This is a genomic window from Paraburkholderia sp. CI3, from assembly GCF_050436505.1.
Taxonomy (GTDB): domain Bacteria; phylum Pseudomonadota; class Gammaproteobacteria; order Burkholderiales; family Burkholderiaceae; genus Paraburkholderia; species Paraburkholderia tuberum.
In genome coordinates this window covers 401,888-424,183 of sequence record NZ_JBNDMI010000001.1, presented here as the reverse complement: position 1 = coordinate 424,183, position 22,296 = coordinate 401,888, and the positions used below count along the sequence as shown (strand labels likewise).

Sequence of the window (22,296 nt, the reverse complement as noted above, 5' to 3'; positions counted from 1 at the left end):
ACGCGCCTCGCGGAGAATCCAAGGGTCACGCATTTGGGGCCATAACTGAAGGACTTGAAGTTTGACGTTTGCGTTCCTTGACTTGCCTGTCCACCTATAAGGAGCCTCGTCGTTTAGCAAGGTGGTTGTGTCAGAAATTGATGTCTTCCGTATTTTGCAAATGATGAGCGAAGCATTCGACGCGCCGCCGCATGGAACGCGCGCGACGACGACCCTTCGACGCACGCCAGGGATTTGTACTCGCTGCAATTTGCTCGCTGCTTCCCTATAAATAAAACAGGGCGAGCGAGCAAACCGTTCGCGTCCTGATGGCCCATTGCTGGCAAACATGCTGCAGCCGAATCTCAAGTCGACCTTGATCCATCGAAGATCATGTATCGGGTCGATCGCATCCCTGCGCGCGAGCGCACTGGAACGCTCGGCGCTATCACACGCGCGAAATAGTTTCTTCACAGTGCAAGGCACCATGGGAGGTGCGCTGTGTTTAACCTGACCAAATCGACCCACTCAACCCTGTCTCGCATCTGGTTTTACACCGCCGTAACAACGGCGTGTCTGACCGGTTGTTCCTGCGCGGACGCAGCCGCAGTCGTCACTTCTCCGGCAGCTGCTTCCGCGGTTTCGCCTGCATCAGCGCCACCACCGGCGCCTGCCACCGAGCCAGCGAAAGAAATTCGCGCTGCAAACGGCAGCACGCCCGCGCCAATCGACTTTCCTGCGATCGTCGAGCGCTATGGGCCAGCAGTTGTGAATATCCGCGCGACAGCGCCGGTGAATGCGCCCGCGAGTGCGACGCCCGCTTTGGGTCCCAGCGCCGAAGCGCTCGACGGTGACGATCCCATCTTCTCGTTCTTCAAGCAGGCCCTGCCACAATCGCAAAACGGCCAGGGCGCTACGCCGCGCGCGATGTCCGGCGTCGGATCGGGCTTCATCGTGAGCCCGAACGGTCTCATTCTGACGACGGCGCATGTCGTCGATCAGTCGGATGACGTGACCGTGCGCCTGACCGACCGGCGCGAGTTCAAGGCAAAAATCGTGGCCGTCGATACGCAAAGTGACATCGCCGTGATCCAGATCGACGCGACGAAGCTGCCTACCGTCAAGCTCGGCGATTCGGCGCGCGTGCGCGTCGGCGAGCAGGTGCTGACGATCGGTTCGCCAGACAGCTATCAGAACACGGTCACGGCGGGCATCGTCAGCGCGACGTCGCGCACGCTCGCCGATGGCAGCACGTTTCCGTTCTTCCAGACGGACGTGTCGCTGAACCCCGACAACTCGGGCGGCCCCGTGTTCAACCGCGCGGGCGAAGTGGTCGGCATCGACGTCCAGGTGTATGCCGATAGCGATCGCTTGCAGAGCCTGACGTTCGCGATCCCGATCAATATGGCGAACAAGGTGCGCTCGCAGTTGCAAGGTGAGCAAGCCCAACAGGGCCAGCTAAGCGCGCAAGACAATGCGCGCAGCAATCTGGGCATTCAGGTAGAGGACGTAGATACGAATCTGGCGAGCGCGTTCGGCCTGCCGCGCGCGGCCGGCGCGCTGGTGACGTCGGTCGACCCGGGCAGTCCGGCGGCGGCGAGCAATCTGAAAACGGGCGACGTGATCGTGCAACTCGCCGACAAGCCTATCGACCACGCGGCCGATCTAACCGGACAGAACCCGGCGTTGCAGACCGGAACGAAAGTCCCGCTGAAGCTGATCCGCGATCACAAGCCGATGACGGTGATGGTGAATGTCGGGCCAGCGTCGCAACAGGCGAACGCAGGTGCGGGCGGGGTGGCAGGCCCAAGCTCTGACGCAGGCTCGCGGCAGTTTCACGCGCTCGATCATCTTGGCCTCACGATGCATTCTTTGACCGACCAGGAGCGGCGCAGCATGGACCTTCCTCAAGGCCTGATGGTCGATGACGTGTCGGGGGCAGCTGCAGCTGCCGGCATCAAGCCGGGCGATGTCGTGCTGTCGTTGAACGGCACGCTGGTCGCGTCGCAGGATGAACTGGCGTCACTTGCGGCAAGGGCTGGCAAGAAGGCAGCGTTGTTGATCCAGCGCAATCACACACGAAGCTTCGTCACGGTCGATCTCAAATGAAAAAACGACCAGGCGTCAGGCGCAGTCGGTATTTCGCGAAGCACAAATAGGCAGGCCGCTCCGGGCAAACGTCGGCTGCGTGGCTGTGGCGCGCTGCAGGAATGACTGATCGGTATCGGCGCGGCCGCGTCAGCAGCTCTCTGGCGTAGATCGCATCGCCCAGGTTACGCCACGAAATGCTGCTATTGAGAGAAGAAAACGTCTCCTTCCCTGCGCCGCGCCGTGAACCAACTCGTAGTGCGCACCCTTGCCGCTGCGTGTGGGCGGAAAATGGCCGCCTTCGACGCATGTCACTTTGAAGCCGGAGCCGGCGTCGCCCTCTCTCACCACCTTGTAGATGCCAGACGTCTGAAGCTTCTCGCCCGGCTTGTGCCCTTCGGCCCTATCACGCTCCTTCGGTTGATCCGCCGCAGGAGCAGCAAGCATCGTTCCTCCCGGCTACCGCGGAGGGGGTCAGGGAGGCGCGCCGTGAATAGGATCGCGCGAGGTTCGTATCGGCGGAGTCTCGGTCCTCGAGAGTCGCTCTTTTCGACCCAACTGAGCCCTTCTGGAAGGCAAAGCCGCAAACACGAGCAGCTGCCCTGGCAAAAAGATGCCTGCCACGGCCAGTACCGCGCCCCAACCGTGATCCGGCGGGCCATTCATGCCAGTCGACCGGGTGACCAGTGAATTTTTGGGAGCCGGGCGGGAATATTTGAAGTACAGCGTTCGTTTAGCCTGCGGCGATTTCTCGCCAGTCAGACGAGGAGGAAAGTTATGTCTCAGATCTCGTGGGGTCTCAAAGCGGCGGCCATGATTGTCCTCGCCGCCGGTTTCACAATCGCGCATGCCGCCGCTGACGATGCCTATGTCGTCACACCGCTCGCGTCCAACGTCGCAGGCGCTGCCCCGAAGGTCGACGGGGTACTGCAGAACGCCTGGGGTATTGCCTTTAGTCCGGCAGGAAGTCCATTCTGGATCAACGACAATGCCACAGGCTGCTCCACGCTGTATGACGGCGAGGGGACAAAGGTGACGACGCTGCAGGTGTCCATCCCGCTGCCAGGCAACGTCATACCGGCCGGCGCCTGTCATCCCGTCCTTCCCAAGAGTCCACCGAATCCCACGCCCGCGGCGCCAACCGGGATTGTATGGAATCCTTCGTCGGCGTTTCTCGTGCCAGGTACCAAGATCCCGGCCGTATTCATCTTCGCAACGGAAGACGGCACGATTTCCGCTTGGGCCGGTGGGTTGAATCCGGCGAACAACGCCGTGATCGCAGTCGATAACTCGTCCAATCCCTCCGCCGCCAGCGGGGCGGTCTACAAGGGGCTCGTCTTCGGAGTGAATGCGCAAGGAGGATTCCTGTTTGCGACGAACTTCCGCTCGGGTCGGATCGATGTATTTGGGCCGAACGGTTCGGACGGCCTGTTCACGCCTGCGGCGACGGACGGTGGCTTCGCCGACCCGAACATCCCGGCTGGCTACGCCCCGTTTGGCATCGCGAACATCGAGGGGGACCTTTTCGTCACCTACGCGAAGCAGGACAAACAGAAGCACGACGACGATGCAGGCCGCGGTCATGGATTCGTCGACGTATTTGATACCGACGGCCACCTGCTGCGTCGCTTTGCGAGCCGAGGGCCGCTCGACTCGCCGTGGGGTATCGCACGCGCATCGTTTGCGTTCGGCCGCTTCAGCGGCAAGATTCTCATTGGCAACTTCGGCGATGGTCGAATCAATGTCTTCAACAACGACGGCACATTCGTCGATCAGCTGGAAAATGAGTTCGGCAATCCACTGGCTATCGACGGCCTGTGGACGCTGACACTTGGTGGCGGCCGCAATTCGAGCCCGGACACGCTGTACTTCTCGGCAGGTCCTAACAAGGAGGCAAATGGACTCTTCGGTATCATCGCCCCGGCAAGCGGCTCGAAGGCACGAGCGTCCGCTCAGAACGGGCAATAGCCGGCAGCGCGCTGCTCCCCGGGCAACTCGAGAAGCACGACATCGCCGACCATTGACGATATAGATTGCAGTTCGAGCCGAAGACTCACAAATCAGCCGGTCGCGGAACTCACCGGACGCGACCGGCGCTTCGCTCGACGCTGATGAATCGCCGGCCCTGCTCCGGGAGGCTTCACCTTGCGCACTGTCCTCCGCCGTCTGAGCGAGCAATGCCACGATGATGCAGAGTTCATCTTCGCGGCATGGAACGGCCGGTTATTGGGTGGAGCCGTTCTCTGAGTGGCCGAGCAATGATGGGAGCGAATGGCGCTTCATGGCCGAGGGTGTGTGAAAACGCATTGATCGCCTAAACTGAATCAACGCATTGAGATCGGGTGACTCATGAAGCGATTCGTTGAAGGCGATGACCGCAAGCAGGTCGCACTACTTCCCGAATGCGTCGATGACTACATCGGAGAGGACAACCCGGTCAGGATCGTAGATGTCTTCGTCGACGAACTGGACCTTGCGGAACCTGGTTTCAACGGTACCACGCCCGCAATCACGGGCCGCCCGTCCTACCATCCTGGTGTGATGCTCAAGATCTACATCTACGGATATCTGAACCGGGTACCATCCAGCCGGCGTCTTGAGCGCGAATGCCAGCGCAATGTCGAGATGATGTGGCTGACCGGACGTCTGACACCGGACTTCAAGACGATCGCAGACTTTCGTCGCGACAATGGTACGGCAATTCGCAATGTATGCCGGCGTTTCGTCGAACTGTGTCGCGGACTCAAGCTGCTCGCCAGCGACACGGTCGCCATCGATGGCAGCAAGTTCAAGGCTGTGAACAGCCGTGACAGGAACTACACGGCTGGCAAGATCGACAAGCGTCAGCAGCAGATTGAGGAAAGTGTTCAGCGATACCTCGACGCGATTGAAACCGCAGATCGGACCAATCCGATAGGTTTCGATGTGAAGACCGTGCGTCTGTACGAGAAGATCGCTCGCTTGCGCCAGCGGATGCGTGAGCTCGAACAGATCAAAAAGCAGTTGAAGACACAACCGGACGGACAGTTGTCGCTTACGGATCCAGACTCCCGTTCCATGACCAGTGGTGGCAAAAGAACCGGAACGGTCGGCTACAACGTGCAGGCCGCCGTGGACACGAAACATCATCTGATCGTTGAACACGAGGTGACTAATATCGGAAGCGATCAGGGGCAACTCAGCACGATGGCTTTGTCGACGAAGAACGCGATGGGTAAGCCGAAGCTGAAAGTGCTGGCTGACCGGGGCTACTACAGCGGTCCGGATATCCTCGCGTGCGAACTTGCCGGGATCAAAACGTATGTCCCGAAACCACTCACCTCCGCATCAAGGAAGAAGGGACTCTTTACCAAGCGAGACTTCGTCTACGTTGCGAGGAACGACGAATATCGATGCCCTGCTGGCGAGCGTGCAATTCGTCGATTCACAACCGTTGAGCATGACATGACTCTGCAGGTCTACTGGCCCAGTGCCTGCCCGCGTTGCCATCTCAAGGAGAGATGTTCTCCCAGCGACTATCGTCGCATCCGACGATGGGAGCACGAACACATACTGGAAGCCATGCAGCGTCGGCTCGAGCGGAAGCCAGATGCAATGACCATGCGCAGGAGTACCGTTGAGCATGTATTTGGTACGCTCAAGCAATGGATGGGTGCCACGCACTTCCTGACCCGGACGCTCGGGAGGGTGAGCACTGAAATGAGTCTTCAGGTATTGGCCTACAACCTGAAGCGCGTCATGAATATACTTGGGGTTGCCGCGACAATAAAGGCGATGAGGATGGCTGAAACCTAAGGCCCTGAGGGGCTTTTTTGCACTTGCGACGTTACGTTAGCGCGAACCCGATCTACCAGTCCCGATTAGCCAGGCTGGCGAACTCGCCTTCAGCGATAAGAAAACAGTTTCCACACACCCTCGGCCGCTTATTGCCTTACGCTACCGCGTCATGTCGATCCGTTGGGAGCCCTGCGGTTGCCCGTGCCGACCTGGATAGTGTCTTCACGCCGAGTCGACGCGATCGCACACAGCGTCGCTCTGTCCCGTATGCGCAACCTGCTCGCCAAACGGTTTTGTCGCATTAACGCGGTCAAGTAAAATCCGTCGACCGCAACGCATGAGAAGCATGATGGCAAAGACGAAGGCGCCACGCAAGACGCTGCCCGCTGGCATTGGCAAGGTACTGAAGCGGCTGCACTACCCGCTGGACGTGATCCTGCTGTGCGTGCGGTGGTACGTGGCGTACTCACTGAGCCTACGTAACCTCGAGGAAATGATGGCCGAGCGGGGTATTGAGGTGGATCATTCGAGCGTGCACCGGTGGGTTATCAAGCTGCTGCCGGTGCTTGAAAAAGCATTCCGCAAACGCAAACGGCCTGTGGGCAAAAGCTGGCGCGTCGATGAGACCTACGTCAAGGTCAAAGGTCAATGGAAATACTTGTACCGTGCCGTCGACAAGACAGGTAACACGGTGGATTTCCTGCTGCGCGCCCATCGGGACAAGGCCGCGGCACGCCGCTACTTCGAGAAGGCGATTGAACAGAACGGCGAGCCCGAGACAATCACCGTGGACTGCAGCGGTGCGAATCTGGCTGCGCTTGAAGCGCTCAATGCCGAGCGTTTTACACCGATCAAGGTCCGTCAAAACAAATACCTGAACAACGTCGTCGAACAGGATCACCGTGCCATCAAACGCATCATCAAACCGATGCTGGGGTTCAAGGCTTTCCGCTGTGCGCGCATCATCCTGTCTGGCATAGAGATCGCACACATGATCCGCAAGGGGCAGTTGTGTGACGATGGCGTCGCCTCGACTACAGCCGAACAATTCTACTCGTTGGCAGTGTAAGTAGTCCTACTGATATCACGCTTTACTCAAGCTGTAATCGTTAGCGCGACAGAACCATGCAGAAGGTCACCCTGAAATTCACTATACGCGCATCTACCGCACGTTTCGTCGCTGGCAGGCCGATGGTTGCATCGATGCCATCTTTTCGGGCTCGGTGCAGCAACTTCATCAGGACCAGCTGCCTGACCTTTCGGTCATCCACGGCGACGGCACCACGACGGCGGCGAAGAAAGGCGGCGACAATCTCGGGTATAGCGGGCACAAGCATCTGAAGGGCGACAAGGTGGTGGCCTTGTGCGATCGCAACTGCAACGTCATTGCTCCATTCATCAGCGCTCCCGCCAACCGCAACGAATCACCGCTGTTGCGCGACGCGCTGCCCGGCCTTACCGCCATGGCCCGCGCCATTGGCGCGGACCTGCACGGTTCAATCGTCAGCCTGGATGGCATTTACGACTGCAGGGCCAACCGCAAGGCGATCTTCAATCGCGGCATGACCCCGAACATCCCCGAGAATCCGCGCGGACGCAAAATACCGAAGCGGGGCCGCAAGCAGCGCTACGATCCGGCCATCTTCGAGGAGCGCTTCAGGACCATTGAACGGGTCTTCGCCTGGGAGGACAAGTTCCGCCGTCTGCTGCTGCGCTTTGAACGCATCAGTGACGTTCACTACGCGTTCAAGACGCTTGCCTATACGATGATTAACCTGCGCCACTACTGCTGAACCAGCGCGGGGCTCGCACTTCACTGACTGCGGCACGCGCCGTGATTGCTCACGCCTGTTGCATTCGCGGTCCTGATCATAATGCAAACTCCGATATCGAGATACCTACGCCATGGCGCGGGCAAGTGCCCGCCGTTTTGCAAGGGTCTCGTAAAGAGCGCGTACGCCGAATCGCCAGGGCGCGATTTCGGTTGACGACTGCACGGTGTTGACAAGTGCGCCGAGCTCCGGCGTTGCAATCGTCACCTTGTCCCCGAGGTGATGCGTGAAGCCGCTGCCCGGAGCATGCCGGTCTTCAATTGGAGAGAACATCGTGCCGAGGAACAGCATGAAGCCGTCTGGATACTGGTGATGCGGCCCGGCAGTCTGGGCCACAAGTTCCTCTGGGTCACGGCTGATCTCGCGCATGTGGCTCACGCCTTCGAGAATAAATCCGTCGTCCGCGCCTTCTATCCTGAGCGACACGCTGGCCGCCCGCACCGAGTCCATGGTGAAGCGTTCATCGAACAACCGGATAAAAGGACCGATCGCGCATGAGCCGTTGTTGTCTTTCGCTTTGCCGAGCAGCAACGCACTGCGGCCCTCGATGTCGCGGAGGTTGACGTCGTTGCCGAGGGTTGCGCCGACGATCGTTCCGCGGCTGTTTACCGCCAGCACAATTTCTGGCTCGGGATTGTTCCAGCGGGAGGCCGGGTGCAGCCCAACGTCCGCGCCGTAGCCGACCGCCGACATCGGTTGAGACTTGGTGAACACCTCTGCGTGCGGCCCAATGCCGACCTCCATATATTGCGACCATGTGCCGCGCCGTTCCAGTTCCCGCTTCAGACAGTCGGCAACTGCCGTGCCGGGGCGAATCCTGGAGAGATCAGTGCCGATCAGTTGCGCGATCGTCGCCCGGACCGTGCCGGCTTGAGTCGCGTCGCCGTTAGCCTGTTCTTCAATGACCCGTTCGAGCAGGCTCGCGGCAAAGGTCACGCCGCATGCCTTGATGGCCTGAAGATCGCACGGCGCCAGCAATGCGCGGCCGATGTTCTCGACGGGACCAAGCGCCTCGCCCTCGACGTGATGCACAAACTTAACGAGGTCCACGTGCTCGAACAGATCGGAGGTCGTCGGCGCCGACGCCGTGATGTCGAAGGCCTGACCGGCACGAACAACGACGACCGACGGCCCGTCTATCGGCGCGTTTCGCCAGATGCGTCCGACCAGCAGGGCATCGGATAGGTCAGTAGGTACAAAATGCGGAAGATCGTTCGATATCATGGACGGCCTGGCTAGCGAGAGTTGGGAACCGCGAGGGAGACACGCTTCAAGCGAGCGATACGCGTCGCGTGTCGGCCGGCCGAAGCCTGCCTGGCAGCATCACGCGACTCAGTGCTTCCGCGAAGAAGAAATCGCCGAACATCGTCGCGCCATCGACGCCTTCATTGTGCGGCTTCGAATAGCAGGAATTCCTCAAAAGTCCCCGCTGCGCAGGTTCGTAGGCAAACTCGTCACGACATAGAGCTTCGAGCATCGCGAGTCCGTGTTCGCGCCAGCGAACCGCATCAGCAGGGTCGGGATGCAGACGGCCCATCTCGATCAGCGCTGACGCCATCACCGCTGCTGCGGCAGTGTCCTTGATTTCCGCGTCCGCGCCAGTGGCGTCGAAATCCCACGGTGGCACAGGACGTCCATCGAGCCGGCGCAGATAGTACGCCGCTAGCCGCCCGGCAAGGTCTAGCCAGTTGCGCTTCCCGGTCTCACGCGCCGTGTTCACGTAGCCATAGACGGCCCACGCCTGGCCCCGGCTCCACGCCGATTCGTCGAATGCGCCTTGAAACGTGTAGCCGCGCTGACGCGCACCGGTTGTCACGTCGTACTCCACCGCGTGATAAGTCGAACCGTCGGGGCGGATAAACGCCTTGGCGGTCATGACGGAGTGCGCTTCGGCGGCGAGGCGATAACTGCCGTCCCCGGAATGGTTCGCCGCCCAGTAAAGCAACGATAGATTAGCCATCGTGTCGATAGCCGAGGCGCTGCGTCCGCGCGGATCGTCAAGCGGACCCCAGGAAGCGAGATAGGCGCCGCTGCGCGTGGTGACAAGACGCGCGCGCAGTTTGTCCGCGGCTTCCATCGCAATTTGCGCGTACCACGAGTCGCGGGTGATTTCGTAGCCGGGGACGGCGCTGCTGTCGAAGATAAAGCCGATGTCGTGCGTGTTAGGATCCAGCGCGCGCTGCGCGACGAGACGCATGCGCTCGCGGGCCCACGAGAGGTATTTGTCGTTGCCGGTGTGCAAATACGACGTCAGCAAAAGTCCGACCCAGAACCCACAAAACCAATTGCCGTGGCTCCACGCTGAACCGCTGTAGCCTGCGGACAGCGACGCCGGAAGCCGGACCCACTTTCCGTCGGGCGCTGTGATCTGGGGGAATTCGACGCCGAGCGTCGGCTCGTCCTCTGCAACTTTGGTCGCAATGCGATCGAGGATATCGGTGAAGAGGGCGGACCGGTCAGAGGACAGTCCTTGGTCTTGGTACGAAGCATTCACGGCTTTGTCTCCTAATGACTTTCGCGTTTCCCGAGTGACGGGGGCACGCAAATTCTAGGAGCGCGGCGGTTCCAGCGGTTAGGACGAAGCGCGGCTTATATTGGACTTTCCTACGTCGCACCCGGACTCCTATCGTCCCACTGCTTCAAATGCTCAGTTTCTCCAGGCTGCGCCGGAAGTCGATTGGCGAGCGGCCCGTGTGCTTGCGGAAACATCGGCTGAAGTAGGCCGGGTCGTCGAAGGCAAGCTGTGTTGCGATCTCCGCCACATTGACCTCGGAATGCAGCAACAGACGCTTCGCTTCCAGCATCACGCGTTCACGAATCAGCTTGGCCGCTGTGCTGCCGAGCGCCTGGCGCGTTGCATCGTTCAACGCGCGTTCCGTGACGTTCAGCAGGCATGCGTAGCGAGCGACGTCGTGGATTGTGGCGAAATGTTTTTCCAGCAGGCTTTTGAAGCGTCGGGACAACAGCACGCTACGCGACGAATTGACCTCGGTGACGGCGTCGCCGCCCAGGCGCGCGGACTTGATTAGCAGAACCCGCAGATATGACCAGATCACGTCCTCGTAGCCTGCCTCTTCACCCTGATATTCCGCATTGATTCCATCCAGCACACGATGAAGGTCCTGAGCTTGTGCGTCGCTCATATAAACCGTGTTAGGAATTCGCTCGAAATCGTAGACGGGAATCTCGGTCTGCGAATGGCGGTTCTGCACCTTGAACGCGAAAAATTCGGACGAGAAACTGATCGCGTGCCCGACGGTGTCTTCGGACAACGCGAAATCGTGGATCTGGCCCGGGGCCATGAAAAAAAGCGTATTGGGCCGCACCTCGTAGCGAATCGAGTCGATGATGTGGTGGCCGCTGCCCAACTCGACCCAGACGATGTGATAGAACTCGTGCCGATGAGGATACGGCAACGTCGATTTCATATCTTCGAGAGGCGCGAGATGAAAATCGATCGACTTGATTCGCGACCCATACTCATAGTGGGCGATCTTGAAGACCGGCAACTCACATCCACAACCGCTAGGCATTTGATTTGTCTCCTGCATCCAGCGCACTTATCTGGCTCGCTCAGCCAGCTCACTCCCTGGCTAAGTCAAGCGTGCTGTTTCTCCTTCGCCGATTCGGCATCGAACGTGGCGTAATTGTAATTAGCAAAGCGGCGTGACGGCTGTTGTCGAAAACCCGCACGGGTTTGGCCTCGCCTGCTAATTGTCAGCTCATTGGAAACGCAATTCCTTCAGCGCCGACAGGCCGGTCAGCACCGTCTTGCCGTCCTGATTGCGAATCATCGTGTCCATCACGAGGATGCGCTTGGCGGGTTTTTTCTCGACTACGGTCACATGGATTTTGATCGTATCGTCGATGAAGACGGGTCCGAGAAAGCGCAACTCCTGCCCAACGTAGACGAAGCCGGGACCGGTCAACCCGGTATGCGTCGTCGACACCAATGCCGCGGTCAGCAGCCCGTGCGCCACGCGCTGGCCGAATGGCGTGCGTGCCGCGAAGTGCCGATCCATGTGCAACGGATTCAGGTCGCCCGACAGATGGCCGAAAGCGTTCACGTCACTTTCCGCGATCGTACGCACCAGGATCTGGCAGCGGCCAATCTGGATATCGTCAAAGCGCAGCATCTCGTGGCACTGATTCGGATAAGTGTTCATGCGGTTCTCCGCTCGGTCAGCGCCGCGCCGGCTTCGACCAGCGTATTGATTTCGTGCGGCTCGTAGCCGAGTTCGGCGAGCACCTCGCGGGTGTGCTCCCCTTGCCGCGGCGGCTGACGGGTGAGCGGTGGTGCTGCGCCGTCGTATCGAACCGGATGCGCGAGCAAACGAACCGGCCCGGCCTGCGGATGGTCGACCTCCATGATGATGCGGTTGTGCGCCACTTGCGGGTCGGCCTCGACCTGATCGTAGTCGTTCACGGGCGCGTACCAGATGTCGTGCTCGTCGAAGGTCGTCATCCAGTCGGCCGTCGTGCGCGTGGTCAGCGCGTCGTACACGATGCGGTTCAATTCGTCGCGGCGGCGCACATTGTCCTTTGGGTGCGAAAACGCGGACAGCATGGGTTGAGACAAGGCCGCCGCCAGCTTCTCGGTCGGCGTGAGCGAAACGGCGATCCAGCCGTCGAGAGTCCGGTAAATCCCGTAGGGCGCCGGATGGAACCGGCTGCCGGTCGACGGGTTTGTGCGCGGCCAGAGTGGTCCCTTGTTCAGGTAGTAGGTGAACGGCTCGATCTGAAGATCGAGCGCCGCGTTGAGCAGGTTGCTTTCGACCAGCGTGCCTTTGCCGGTACGTTCACGCGCCTGCAAGGCCGCGACGACGCCGAAGGCTGCCAACGCCGCCGCGTGCTGGTCGACGATCGCGGATCCGACTGGCGTGGGCGGGGAATCGGCTTCGCCGGAGAGCATCGTCATGCCGCTCATGGCCTGCAGCAGCAGGTCCTGCCCTGGCCGCTTGAGATAGGGTCCCGATGACCCGTAGCCGGTGCACGAACAGTACACGAGCCGCGGATTGATCTCGCGGACATCGTCGTAACCGAAGCCCATGCGCTGCAGGACGCCTGGGCGGTAGTTTTCGATCAGGACATCGGCTTCCTTGATCAGCCGCCAGACGATCTCTCTCGCGCGCTCGTCGCGCAGATCCAGCGAGATGCTGCGCTGATTGCGATTGCCGAGCAGGAAAAACATGCTCACCCCTTCGACATACGCATCGAAGCCGGTCCAACTGCGCTCGAACGCGCCGCCCGGCGGTTCGATCTTGATTACGTCCGCGCCGACGTCAGCCAACATCTGCACGGCGGCGGGGCCCTGCAAGAAGTGAGTAAAACTTAGCACCTTGATGCCTTCTAGCATGACTTGTCTCCTGACCGCGTGTCCGTATCTGTTTGACTGAGGGCTCAGGCAAGCAGGTTTCGCGAAATGATCATTCTTTGAATCTCCGAGGTCCCCTCGACGATCTCCAACACCTTGGCGTCGCCGAATGCGCGCGACACCGGGTACTCGCTCATCACGCCGTAACCGCCATGTATCTGCAACGCCTGATGAGCCGCCTCCATCGCGCGCTCGGTGGCGAAGAGCTTGGCCATCGACGCTGGCTGATCGAAGCGAACGCCCGCATCTTTCAGCGCGGCGGCATCGTAGAGCATCAGCCGCGCGGCGTGCGCGTGGGCCGCCATGTCAGCGATCTTGAACTGCAGCGCCTGGAATTCGGCGATTGGCTTGCCGAATGCGCGCCGCTCCTTCATGTACGCTATCGACCGATCCAGTGAGCCCTGCAGGATGCCTAGCGCGAGCGCGCCGATCAGGATTCGGCCCGTGCTGATCTGGGCGAGCGTCTGTCGCAAGCCCGCACCGCGTTCGCCGAGCAGGTTGGCGGCCGGGATCGCGCAGCGCTCGAAGTACAACTCGTAGGTGCTCGATGCGCGCCAGCCGATCTTGCGCAGCTTGCGTCCGTAGCTGAAACCGGGGGTGCCGTTAGGCACGATGAAGTTGGAAATTTCCCTGCGGCCGTCAGGGCGCGTGCCCGTTACCGCGGCGATGACGACCGGTCCGGTTACTTCCGTGCCGGAATTGCTAATGAAGGTCTTTGATCCATCGATGATCCATCGGTCGCCTTCCAGCGTCGCACGTGTCGCGATGTTGGCCGCGTCGGAGCCTGCGTTGGGCTCCGATAATCCGATCGCGCCGACCTTGCGGCCGTCGAGGATCGGGCGCAAATAGCGGTCCTTTTGCTCATCGGTGCCATAGTTGGAGAGCAGGCTCGCGACCGTCGAATTGGCCATGAGCGAGTTGGCGATCGCACAATCTACCCGTGCCAGTTCTTCTAACACGATCACATAGGAAAGCCATTCGCCACCGCCGCCACCCCAACTCTCCGGATAGGGCAGGCCGGCGAAGCCGAGCTCGCCGGCACGTTGCCAGATGTCATAAGGAAAGGCTTCCGCTTCCCAAAGCTCTTCCGAGACAGGAGCGATTTCGTTTTCCGCGAAACGGCGCACGGCGTCGCGTATCGCGGTGTGTTGTTCGTTTAACCAATGCGGCATGTTCGACTCTGTGAAAAAGCGGTAGATGGGTTGAAGGCGGGGCGCTGTGTTACAGCACCTTCAGATAGGTATCGCCAGATGCGACCACCGTGCCGTCCTGGCGCGTGACCTCTGCTCCGAACACGCATATGTTGCGATCGTCGTCCTTCTCGCGCAGCGTGAGCCGGGCAGTGACCGTGTCGCCGATAAATACCGGCGCGTTGAACGTGATGTCGTAGCGGTAAGAAACCGCACCGGGGCTCGGCGCCTTTTGCGCCATATAGCCCATCACAGTCGATAAGAAGCCGACCGACAGACATCCTTGCGCGATGCGCTTCTCGAAGCGCGTGGTTTTGGCGAATTCCTCGTTCAAATGCACGGCATAGAAATCGCCGACGATCCCGGCGAAGCCGTAAATATCGAATTCAGTTACGGTCTTGGCGAAATCGGCGGTGTCGCCGACCGCGTAACAATCCATGTGCGGGCGTTTGGCCATGGTGGTTCTGAAGGTGAGTGTCGGTTGTGGAGCCGGCCTGTTCCTTGTTGATTGGGGCCGGCGGGCGTGACTCAAATTTAATGAGTGCGGGTTGCTGACCGTTAGGACGGTTTGGGCGAATGCTTGGACTTTTTTGACTGCACGCACGCAGTGATTGCAGTCTTCGGCCGATCCGCAAGCGGCCTGCGAATTGACTCCGGTCAGTCATTAGTCAATATCGCCAAGGGTTTTCCTCGTGTGCGCTGGATAAGTCGCCACACAGTTTGTGAGGCGCTTGCTATCGAGGACGCCGTAAAAAAGTACAAGAAATCGGGCGACCGGTCCTAACGCCCGTTGCGTGCACTCACGAATACTTGAAGCGCCTGCAGACGGATCGACCTGACGCGGCGCGAAAATTACATTCCAGTACGGAAGGAGACGAAATGAAATCATTCTTTAACGCGCGCCGCGCAGGACGCGCCATGATGGTAGGTACGCTGCTCGCAGCAGGCGTCGTTGTCGCCAGCGTTGCCCGTGCCGACGACCCGATCGTCATGAAGCTGGGGCATACCCTCGCTCCCGACAACCACTATCAGCTGACTGCCCAGGTGTTCGCGAAGGAGGTCGCGCAGCGAACCCACGGCAAGGTCAAGATCGAGATCTTCCCGCAGTCACAGCTCGGCGGCGAAGTGCAGATGGCGCAAGCGCTGCGCACCGGCACGCAGGAGCTCATGATTTCCGCACAGGCGCCGATTGGAAACACGATCAAGCAGTGGCAGATCTTCGATACGCCTTATCTCTTTAACAGCATCGACGACGCCAACCGGGTTCTGCAAGGACCGGTCGGCCGCAAGTTCCTCGACATGATGCCGGCGGTCAATATGATCGGCCTGACGTGGCTGTCGGTGGGCGAACGCAATTTGTTCACGGCTAAAAAGCCCGTTGCTTCGCTCGGTGACATGAAGGATATGAAAGTGCGAGTGATGCAGAGCAGCGGCTATATCGCGGGATATAAGGCACTGGGCGCAAACCCGACGCCGCTGCCTTATAACCAGTTATTTCTGGCGCTTTCGCAAGGCCTGGTCGACGGCGGCGATACCTCACCGGAGCAGTTCATCCAGGACAAATTTTCCGATGTCGCCAAGCATTACTACCTGACCCACGTGAACTACTTGCCCGTGGTGCTGGCAATGAGCAAAAGCGCCTGGACGCGTCTTTCGCCTGACGAACAGAAGGCGTTTCAGGCCGCCGCCGCCGTCGCCGCGGATTACGACATGAAGGAATACAAGCACGAGTACGACGACGCGCTCGCAACGATGAAGAAGAATGGCACCCAGGTGACCGAGATAAACACGGCGCCGTGGGCGGCCGCGACCGAAAGGGCGCGCCAGGGCCTGCTCAGCGACATTCCCGATGGCCAGGCGCTTTACCAGGAAATCAAGGCGGCCGACAAGTCCGCTGTCGCTTCGAAATGAAGGGAGAGTGCGATGGAAAAGCTTGCCCGTAATCTCCTGTTTATCGACGACCTGGTCCTGAAGACCACGCTGTTCCTCTGCGGTGGACTGCTTCTCATGATGGTGCTCGTCGCTGGCCTCGGGGTGGTCTTTCGCTTCATCCTGCACAACTCGCTGTCGTGGTCCGACGAGCTCGCGGCTTATCTGTTCGTGTGGCTCACGTGCCTCGGTGCGGCGGCAGGAGCCAAGCTGCGGGTGCATCCGGAGGTGCGGGTACTGGCCGACCGTTGTCCGCCCCCCTTCGCGCAGACACTGGCGGACCTTACCGACTGCGTAGTCCTCGCGCTCGGCGTGGTGTTCGTTATGTACGGTGGCGACATGCTGGAACTGATGGGCACCGAAACCGCGACCTCTCTGCCGATCTCGATGGTGTACCCGTACCTCTCGATTCCCGTCGGCGGCGCGTTGCTGGTCTTTCATTCCGCGGTGCGAATCGCGGTTTCCCATCTCGCGCCCGGCGCGCAAACGAGGCCCTCTCTGTTGCAGGGCGTCTCCGAACATATCTGAGGTGAATCAACATGTGGGCACTCGCTCTAGGGGCCGGGTTTCTCGGCTTGGGTGTACCGGTGGCCATTTGCATCGGCATTGCGGCGACGATTGCATTGACGCTGAATGGAACCCCGCTGCTGGTGATTCCGCAGCAGCTGTTTTCGAACCTGAATAACGTCAGCCTGCTGGCTATCCCGTTCTTCATGTTGACAGGCGCCATCATGGATGCGGGCGGCGTCTCGCGCCGCATCATCGACTTTTCGCAGGCGCTTGTCGGCTTTATGCGCGGCGGCATCGGGCAGGTGACGATCGTCGCAAGCATGTTCTTCGCCGACCTCTCCGGCTCGGCGACTGCTGACACCGCAGCGATCGGCTCGGTCATGATTCCCGGGATGGTCAAGCAGGGATATTCACGCGCGTTCGCAGTGGCGCTGCAGTCGGCAGCGGGCTCACTCGGACTGCTTTCGCCCGTGTCGATGAGCATGCTGGTGTACGCCTACACCGCCAACGTTTCGGTCGGAACGATGTTCGTCGCGGGGATCGTGCCGATGCTGCTGGTGGTCGTTTCCTTCATGCTCGTGAACTATGTGACTGCCGTGCGCCAGAACTATACGGCGGTCGAAGCGTTCTCCGCCAGGCGGCTGTGGACCACGTTCAGACAGGCGATCTGGGCATTGCTGACTCCCGTGATCATTCTGGGCGGCATCCTCGGCGGCGTCTTCACGCCGGTTGAAGCAGGCGTCGTCGCGGCGCTCTACGTGACGCTGGTGAGCGTCTTCATCTTCAAGTCGCTCAAGCTGTCGCAATTCAGGGAAATACTCACGCGCACGGCCATCAATACCACGCGGGTATCGTTTCTTCTCGGGCTCGCGTTCGTGCTCGGCCGCTATCTGATTGAGGCGCAGATCCCGTTGCACGTCGCCAACAGCTTCCTGGCCGTGACGACCAGCGTGTTCGTGTTGCTGATCCTGATCAATCTCTTCCTTCTCGTAGCCCATACGGTACTGGAAACGATCTCGAGTATCGCGGTGGTGATCCCTGTGTTCCTGCCGCTCGTCGTGCAGATGCATATCGACCCGGTGGTGTTCGGCGTCATCGTGCTGGTCAACTCGGCCATCGGCATCAACCTGCCACCGATCGGTTTTTGCCTTTTTACGGCTGCGTCGATCGGCGGTGTGTCCGTCGAAAAAGCGACTCGGGCGATCCTGCCGTTCATCTTCGCGCTGGCGGTCGACCTGCTGTTGATCATTGTCTTCCCGCATATCCCACGCTTCCTGCCGAACCTGCTGGCAATCAAATAACACGAGGACGATGGGCCGCCGGCTGCACGCCATTAGCCCAATCTCCACGATCCCGTATGCGTCGATCGTTCGCACGCGCAAGGCGATCGAATTACCGAGAGGCTCATCATGAACACGGCTCACATCGACCGAAGCGGCGCGGCGCCGATCCCGCTAGCCGCATGGGAGGACCTGCAGTACCTGAAGCTGGAACAACCACTTGAGTTCGTCTGGGCGATCACGTTGAATCATCACGATAAGCGCAATGCGCTGTGCGTGCCGCTGCTGGCGGAACTGGCACGCGTCCTCGCGGCAGCCGAAGTCAGCGACGACGTCAGGGCTGTCGTGCTCACCGGCGGCGAACGTTTCTTCAGCGCGGGGGCGGATATTGCCGACATGGCGGCACGCGGGGTCGCAGCGTACGCGGACCCGGTGCGCCTCGCGAGCTGGAAGGCGATTGAAACGTTTCCGAAGCCGCTGATCGCGGCGGTCAACGGCTTCGCCATCGGGGGTGGCCACGAGCTGGTGATGCTGGCCGATATCGTCGTCGCGGCGGACGACGCGACCTTCTCGCAGCGAGAGATCATCATCGGCGCGCTACCGGGCGATGGCGCCACCCAGCGCCTGCCGCGGGTGCTCGGCAAGACACTGGCGATGAAACTCGTGCTTACCGGCGAACCGCTGACGGCAGCCGAGGCCGAGCGCCACGGACTGGTGACCGAGGTCGTCGTACCGGCACGCAGCATCGCGCGCGCTATCGAGATCGCGTCGCTGATCGCCGCCCGCGCGCCGCTTGCGGTCCGACTGGCCAAGCGCGCGGTGCTCGATTCATTCGAGACCGACCTTCAACGAGGCCTGGAGCGGGAGCATCAGGCGAATCTCGACGTGTTCAAGACCGAGGATCGCGCCGAAGGCCACCGCGCATTCGTCGAGAAGCGGCCGCCGCACTTCAAGGGTCGCTGATCACTGGTGCGTCGCACATGCGCCTTTCGACGGCGATGAGCAACGCTTACCTCTAGTTTTGACGGGCGTCGACCCAGGTATCCACGCCGCGGTCGCTCGAACGTTCAGGGTGAACGCGGAGTTCAGCAGGGCCTTGGTCCACCTCGCCAGATAGCCGGACTCACCACGTAACGGAGATTGCATGAACGGGCTGAACGGTATCCGCATTCTCAGCTTCAATCATTTTCTGATGGGGCCTTTGGGCGTGCAGCACCTCGCCGATTGCGGGGCCGAAGTCATATCGGTCGAACCTGTCGACGGCGCATTTCAGCGCAAATGGGGCGGCGCGAACCGCGCCATCGATGGACAGACGATGCTGCTTCTGATGGGTAATCGCAATAAACGCAGTCTGGCGCTCAATCTCAAGGACGCGCGGGCGATCGATATCGTCATGAGATTGCTGCCACAAGTCGACGTCGTCGCCGAAAACTACCGTCCCGGTGTGATGGAACAGCTGGGATTGGGTTATGAGGCACTCAGGACAGTCAAGCCGGACATCATCTATGCGTCGGGCTCGGGATTCGGTCCGGACGGCCCCTATGCCAGCCGGCCAGGGCAGGACCTGATCATTCAGGCCATGTCGGGTATCGCGACAATCACCGGAACCCGGCAGGACGGTCCGCGCGCGGTGGGCGTGTCCGTCGTCGATCATCACGGCGCTGCGCTCTATGCGAACGGCATCCTGACAGCACTGCTCAACCGTGAGCGTACGGGCGAGGGTTGCCGGGTCGACGTTAGCTTGCTGGCGGCTGCGCTCGATCTGCAACAGGAGTCTCTCACGTGCTTCCTGAACGGCGACGGCCATGACGACGTGCGACAGGCAGGGCGTGTATCAGGTTGGTACTTCCCCGCACCGTACGGCATATACGCAACTGCGGACGGTTTCATCGCATTGTCGCTGAGTCCTCTCGACGTCATCTATCAGATCCTCGAGATCCCGGAAAAGGAACGGATTCCCGCGAAGCGCGCATTCGACGAGCAGCAGGAAATCTCCGACCGGCTTGCGCAGGACACGACGGCGCACTGGTTGCCACTATTCGAACGGCATCATGTCTGGCACACGCGCGTCAACGATTATGCGCAGGTGGTCGCCGATCCGCAGGTGCGCCACTTGAAGAGCTTCGAGACAGTCGAAGGTGCAACCGGCAGCCCCGTGACGCTCGTCAATCACCCGGTGCGCTATAACGGCAGCGCGCCGGCTATCCGCACGCCGCCGCCACGATTGGGCGCGCACACGATCGAGATCATGTCAGGGTTGGGAATGAACCGACCGATGATCGACTCGCTGCTGGCGGACGGCGTAATCGGCGTTGCCGAGGACGCCGCGGCTGTTGCCGAGGACGAGGCAAAAGGCGGAGTTGCGTGAGGCGAGGGTGAAGCCGTCCATGCGGCGAGCGTGCCGCACGTGTCGATGGAAACAGGAGAAGCAGGCATGAGTGACAGATACAGGGAAGTCATTACGGATGTGCTGGTCGTTGGCAGCGGCGGCGCTGCGCTGCGGGCTGCGCTCGAGGCAGATTCCAGCGGCGCTGACGTGCTGATCGTGATCAAAGGCCAATTTCGCAAAAGCGGCGCGACGTTTCATAGCGTAGCTGAAGTAGGCGCCTTCAATGTGCCGGACGGAGCAGGGGATCCCAGCGATAATCCTGATGTTTTTCTCGCCGATATCCTGCATGCCGCTCAAGGCGTGGGCGACCCGCGCTTGAGCGCGATTCTCGCGAACGAAGCGCAGGACTCCCTGCGGTACCTCGAACAGTACGGCGTAAAGTTTGAGCGCGAGGACGACCATTACCTGGTTTTTCGCGCATGCTTTTCTTCCAGGGCGCGCTCGCATGTGATTCACGAGCACTTCAAACCAATCGTGAAATCGCTGGGGACCGAAGCGTCCCGGCGAGGCATCAAGGTCATGGACCGGTTGATGCTCGTCGACCTGCTATCGCAGGACGGCGAATGTCTGGGCGCATACGCGATCGATTCGGATGGAAACCCGGTGCTGATCCGTGCCAAGTCGACTATTCTTACCACCGGCGGTGCAAGTCAGCTGTTCGCCCAAAACCTGTATCCATCGGACATTACCGGCGACGGCTATGCAATGGCTTATCGCGCGGGCGCGCGACTGGTCAACATGGAGTTCATGCAGGCCGGGGTGAGCGTGCTGACGCCTTTCGTCAACCTGTTCGGCAACTACCTGTGGGACGCGCACCCGAATCTTACCGACCGCGATGGCAGGGCGTTCGTCCCTGACTATCTGCCGGCGGGGCTCGCTCAGGCTGATGTCATTAGGCAAAAAGAGCGGCACTTTCCGTTCAGCTCGAGCGACATCTCACGCTACGTCGAAATTTCGATTCAGAAGGCACTCAACGATGGCCGCGGCACGGCTGAAGGAGGCGTATTTCTCGACTTCGCCGGGTGCGATCTCGAATCGATACTGGCCGACAAGAGCCGAAGCATCGCAAGGATGTGGCCGCTAACCTGCCAATGGTATAAGGAGCACGGCGTCGACCTTTATCGGGACCGAGTGCAGATCACCTGTTCCGCGCATGCGATCAACGGCGGTTTATATATCGACGAAAACGCTGAGTCCAATCTGAAGGGTCTGTTCGCTGCGGGTGAGGTGGCAGCGGGTCCACATGGCGCCGACCGTCTCGGCGGCAATATGGCTTTGACGTGCCAGGTCTTCGGCCGCCGGGCGGGCCTCGGCGCGGCCGAACGCGCGAAAAAGATGACGCACCGCGCGACTACCGGGGCCGTGGACGACCACTGCACGGTCGCCACGCAATTCCGCCGAAAGGGCAGGCACACGCTGGACGAACTGAAAGCACGGATTCAGCAGTGTGCAAACCGGTATTTGCTGATCGTGCGCGAGGAAGCCGGACTTCAGACTTTCAGGCGGGTCTGCAGGGAGACGCGAGACCAGTTGTTTCAGGACACGGTGATCGGCACACCGGCTGAACTCATGCGGGGCATCGAATTGGCGAACCTGATCCGGGTTGGTGAATTGATGGCTTCGGCATCGCTGGCCAGGCGTGAGAGTCGCGGCGGTCACTACCGCGAAGACTTTCCCGAGCGCAGCGCGGAGTTCGCCTGCAACATATTCCTCGAGCGGAACGTGCCTGAAGGTCTGTGGTTAGGGCGGCTGGCGGATCTGTCGTCGTGAGTCGGTAGCGAGCTAATCACCTTGCGCCGTTCGATCAGAGAGCCAGCAACCCCGCGCAGCCGAATGTATTCCACAATGGTATAGATCAAGCGTTATTTTTCATTATAAAGGCATGTCGATCGCCGCTAGTATGCAGACTCCTGGCTGCGCCCCGACGCGTGAACCCGACAGGCGCAAG

The 22,296-nt window shown here is 60.4% G+C and carries 19 protein-coding genes; 11 read left to right on the top strand and 8 right to left on the bottom strand.

Annotated features, from left to right (window positions below):
* Positions 1 to 489 precede the first annotated feature (489 nt).
* Positions 490 to 2,088 (top strand): trypsin-like peptidase domain-containing protein, encoded by a 1,599-nt coding sequence (locus tag OKW29_RS01915; RefSeq protein ID WP_429289905.1) that lies wholly within the window; start codon positions 490 to 492, stop codon positions 2,086 to 2,088.
* A gap of 129 nt (positions 2,089 to 2,217) precedes the next feature.
* Here the strand turns inward: OKW29_RS01915 and OKW29_RS01910 are convergent, their stop codons facing one another.
* The gene (locus tag OKW29_RS01910; RefSeq protein WP_429289769.1) at positions 2,218 to 2,514 is read right to left on the bottom strand and encodes a hypothetical protein; all 297 of its coding nucleotides are present in this window, start codon (positions 2,512 to 2,514) and stop codon (positions 2,218 to 2,220) included.
* A gap of 330 nt (positions 2,515 to 2,844) precedes the next feature.
* Between OKW29_RS01910 and OKW29_RS01905 the strand changes: the two genes are divergently transcribed.
* From OKW29_RS01905 to OKW29_RS01890, 4 genes are all read left to right on the top strand, one after another.
* The gene (locus OKW29_RS01905) at positions 2,845 to 4,035 is read left to right on the top strand and encodes a TIGR03118 family protein (protein WP_429289768.1); all 1,191 of its coding nucleotides are present in this window, start codon (positions 2,845 to 2,847) and stop codon (positions 4,033 to 4,035) included.
* A gap of 381 nt (positions 4,036 to 4,416) precedes the next feature.
* On the top strand, positions 4,417 to 5,862 hold the full coding sequence (locus OKW29_RS01900) for an IS1182 family transposase (protein WP_429289767.1): 1,446 nt from the start codon (positions 4,417 to 4,419) through the stop codon (positions 5,860 to 5,862).
* 328 nt (positions 5,863 to 6,190) lie between these two features.
* A complete protein-coding gene (locus OKW29_RS01895; RefSeq protein WP_429289766.1) occupies positions 6,191 to 6,913 on the top strand; it encodes an IS6 family transposase in 723 nt (240 codons plus the stop codon).
* A gap of 154 nt (positions 6,914 to 7,067) precedes the next feature.
* Entirely contained in the window at positions 7,068 to 7,637 is a 570-nt protein-coding gene (locus OKW29_RS01890; protein ID WP_429289765.1) for a transposase, read from the top strand.
* A 105-nt stretch (positions 7,638 to 7,742) separates the two neighbouring features.
* On the opposite strand, the gene OKW29_RS01885 is transcribed toward OKW29_RS01890, so the two are convergent.
* The 7 genes from OKW29_RS01885 to OKW29_RS01855 form a co-directional block, all read right to left on the bottom strand.
* A complete protein-coding gene (locus OKW29_RS01885; RefSeq protein ID WP_429289764.1) occupies positions 7,743 to 8,900 on the bottom strand; it encodes a fumarylacetoacetate hydrolase family protein in 1,158 nt (385 codons plus the stop codon).
* Between the two features lie 46 nt (positions 8,901 to 8,946).
* Positions 8,947 to 10,170 (bottom strand): glycoside hydrolase family 88 protein, encoded by a 1,224-nt coding sequence (locus OKW29_RS01880; RefSeq protein ID WP_429289763.1) that lies wholly within the window; start codon positions 10,168 to 10,170, stop codon positions 8,947 to 8,949.
* 145 nt (positions 10,171 to 10,315) lie between these two features.
* Positions 10,316 to 11,209, bottom strand: coding sequence for a helix-turn-helix domain-containing protein (locus tag OKW29_RS01875; protein WP_187631447.1), 894 nt, complete (start codon positions 11,207 to 11,209; stop codon positions 10,316 to 10,318).
* Between the two features lie 189 nt (positions 11,210 to 11,398).
* Positions 11,399 to 11,842: a MaoC family dehydratase gene (locus tag OKW29_RS01870; protein ID WP_429289762.1), complete on the bottom strand. Its 444-nt coding sequence runs from the start codon at positions 11,840 to 11,842 to the stop codon at positions 11,399 to 11,401.
* On the bottom strand, positions 11,839 to 13,032 hold the full coding sequence (locus OKW29_RS01865; RefSeq protein ID WP_429289761.1) for a CaiB/BaiF CoA transferase family protein: 1,194 nt from the start codon (positions 13,030 to 13,032) through the stop codon (positions 11,839 to 11,841). Before OKW29_RS01865 ends, OKW29_RS01870 begins: the two co-directional genes overlap by 4 nt.
* A gap of 44 nt (positions 13,033 to 13,076) precedes the next feature.
* A complete protein-coding gene (locus OKW29_RS01860) occupies positions 13,077 to 14,222 on the bottom strand; it encodes an acyl-CoA dehydrogenase family protein (RefSeq protein WP_429289760.1) in 1,146 nt (381 codons plus the stop codon).
* 49 nt (positions 14,223 to 14,271) lie between these two features.
* Positions 14,272 to 14,844 (bottom strand): MaoC family dehydratase, encoded by a 573-nt coding sequence (locus OKW29_RS01855; protein ID WP_429289759.1) that lies wholly within the window; start codon positions 14,842 to 14,844, stop codon positions 14,272 to 14,274.
* Between the two features lie 206 nt (positions 14,845 to 15,050).
* Between OKW29_RS01855 and OKW29_RS01850 the strand changes: the two genes are divergently transcribed.
* The 6 genes from OKW29_RS01850 (at position 15,051) to OKW29_RS01825 (ending at position 22,118) form a co-directional block, all read left to right on the top strand.
* Positions 15,051 to 16,151 carry a TRAP transporter substrate-binding protein gene (locus OKW29_RS01850; protein ID WP_262421703.1) on the top strand — a complete coding sequence of 367 codons (1,101 nt, stop codon included), beginning with the start codon at positions 15,051 to 15,053 and terminating at the stop codon, positions 16,149 to 16,151.
* A 12-nt stretch (positions 16,152 to 16,163) separates the two neighbouring features.
* On the top strand, positions 16,164 to 16,697 hold the full coding sequence (locus tag OKW29_RS01845) for a TRAP transporter small permease (protein ID WP_429289758.1): 534 nt from the start codon (positions 16,164 to 16,166) through the stop codon (positions 16,695 to 16,697).
* Between the two features lie 11 nt (positions 16,698 to 16,708).
* Entirely contained in the window at positions 16,709 to 17,980 is a 1,272-nt protein-coding gene (locus OKW29_RS01840; protein ID WP_429289757.1) for a TRAP transporter large permease, read from the top strand.
* 108 nt (positions 17,981 to 18,088) lie between these two features.
* Positions 18,089 to 18,922, top strand: a complete 834-nt coding sequence (locus tag OKW29_RS01835) for an enoyl-CoA hydratase-related protein (protein WP_429289756.1) — start codon at positions 18,089 to 18,091, stop codon at positions 18,920 to 18,922.
* A 181-nt stretch (positions 18,923 to 19,103) separates the two neighbouring features.
* Positions 19,104 to 20,327, top strand: coding sequence for a CaiB/BaiF CoA transferase family protein (locus tag OKW29_RS01830; protein ID WP_429289755.1), 1,224 nt, complete (start codon positions 19,104 to 19,106; stop codon positions 20,325 to 20,327).
* A gap of 45 nt (positions 20,328 to 20,372) precedes the next feature.
* On the top strand, positions 20,373 to 22,118 hold the full coding sequence (locus tag OKW29_RS01825; protein WP_429289754.1) for an FAD-binding protein: 1,746 nt from the start codon (positions 20,373 to 20,375) through the stop codon (positions 22,116 to 22,118).
* The last annotated feature ends 178 nt before the right edge of the window (positions 22,119 to 22,296 follow it).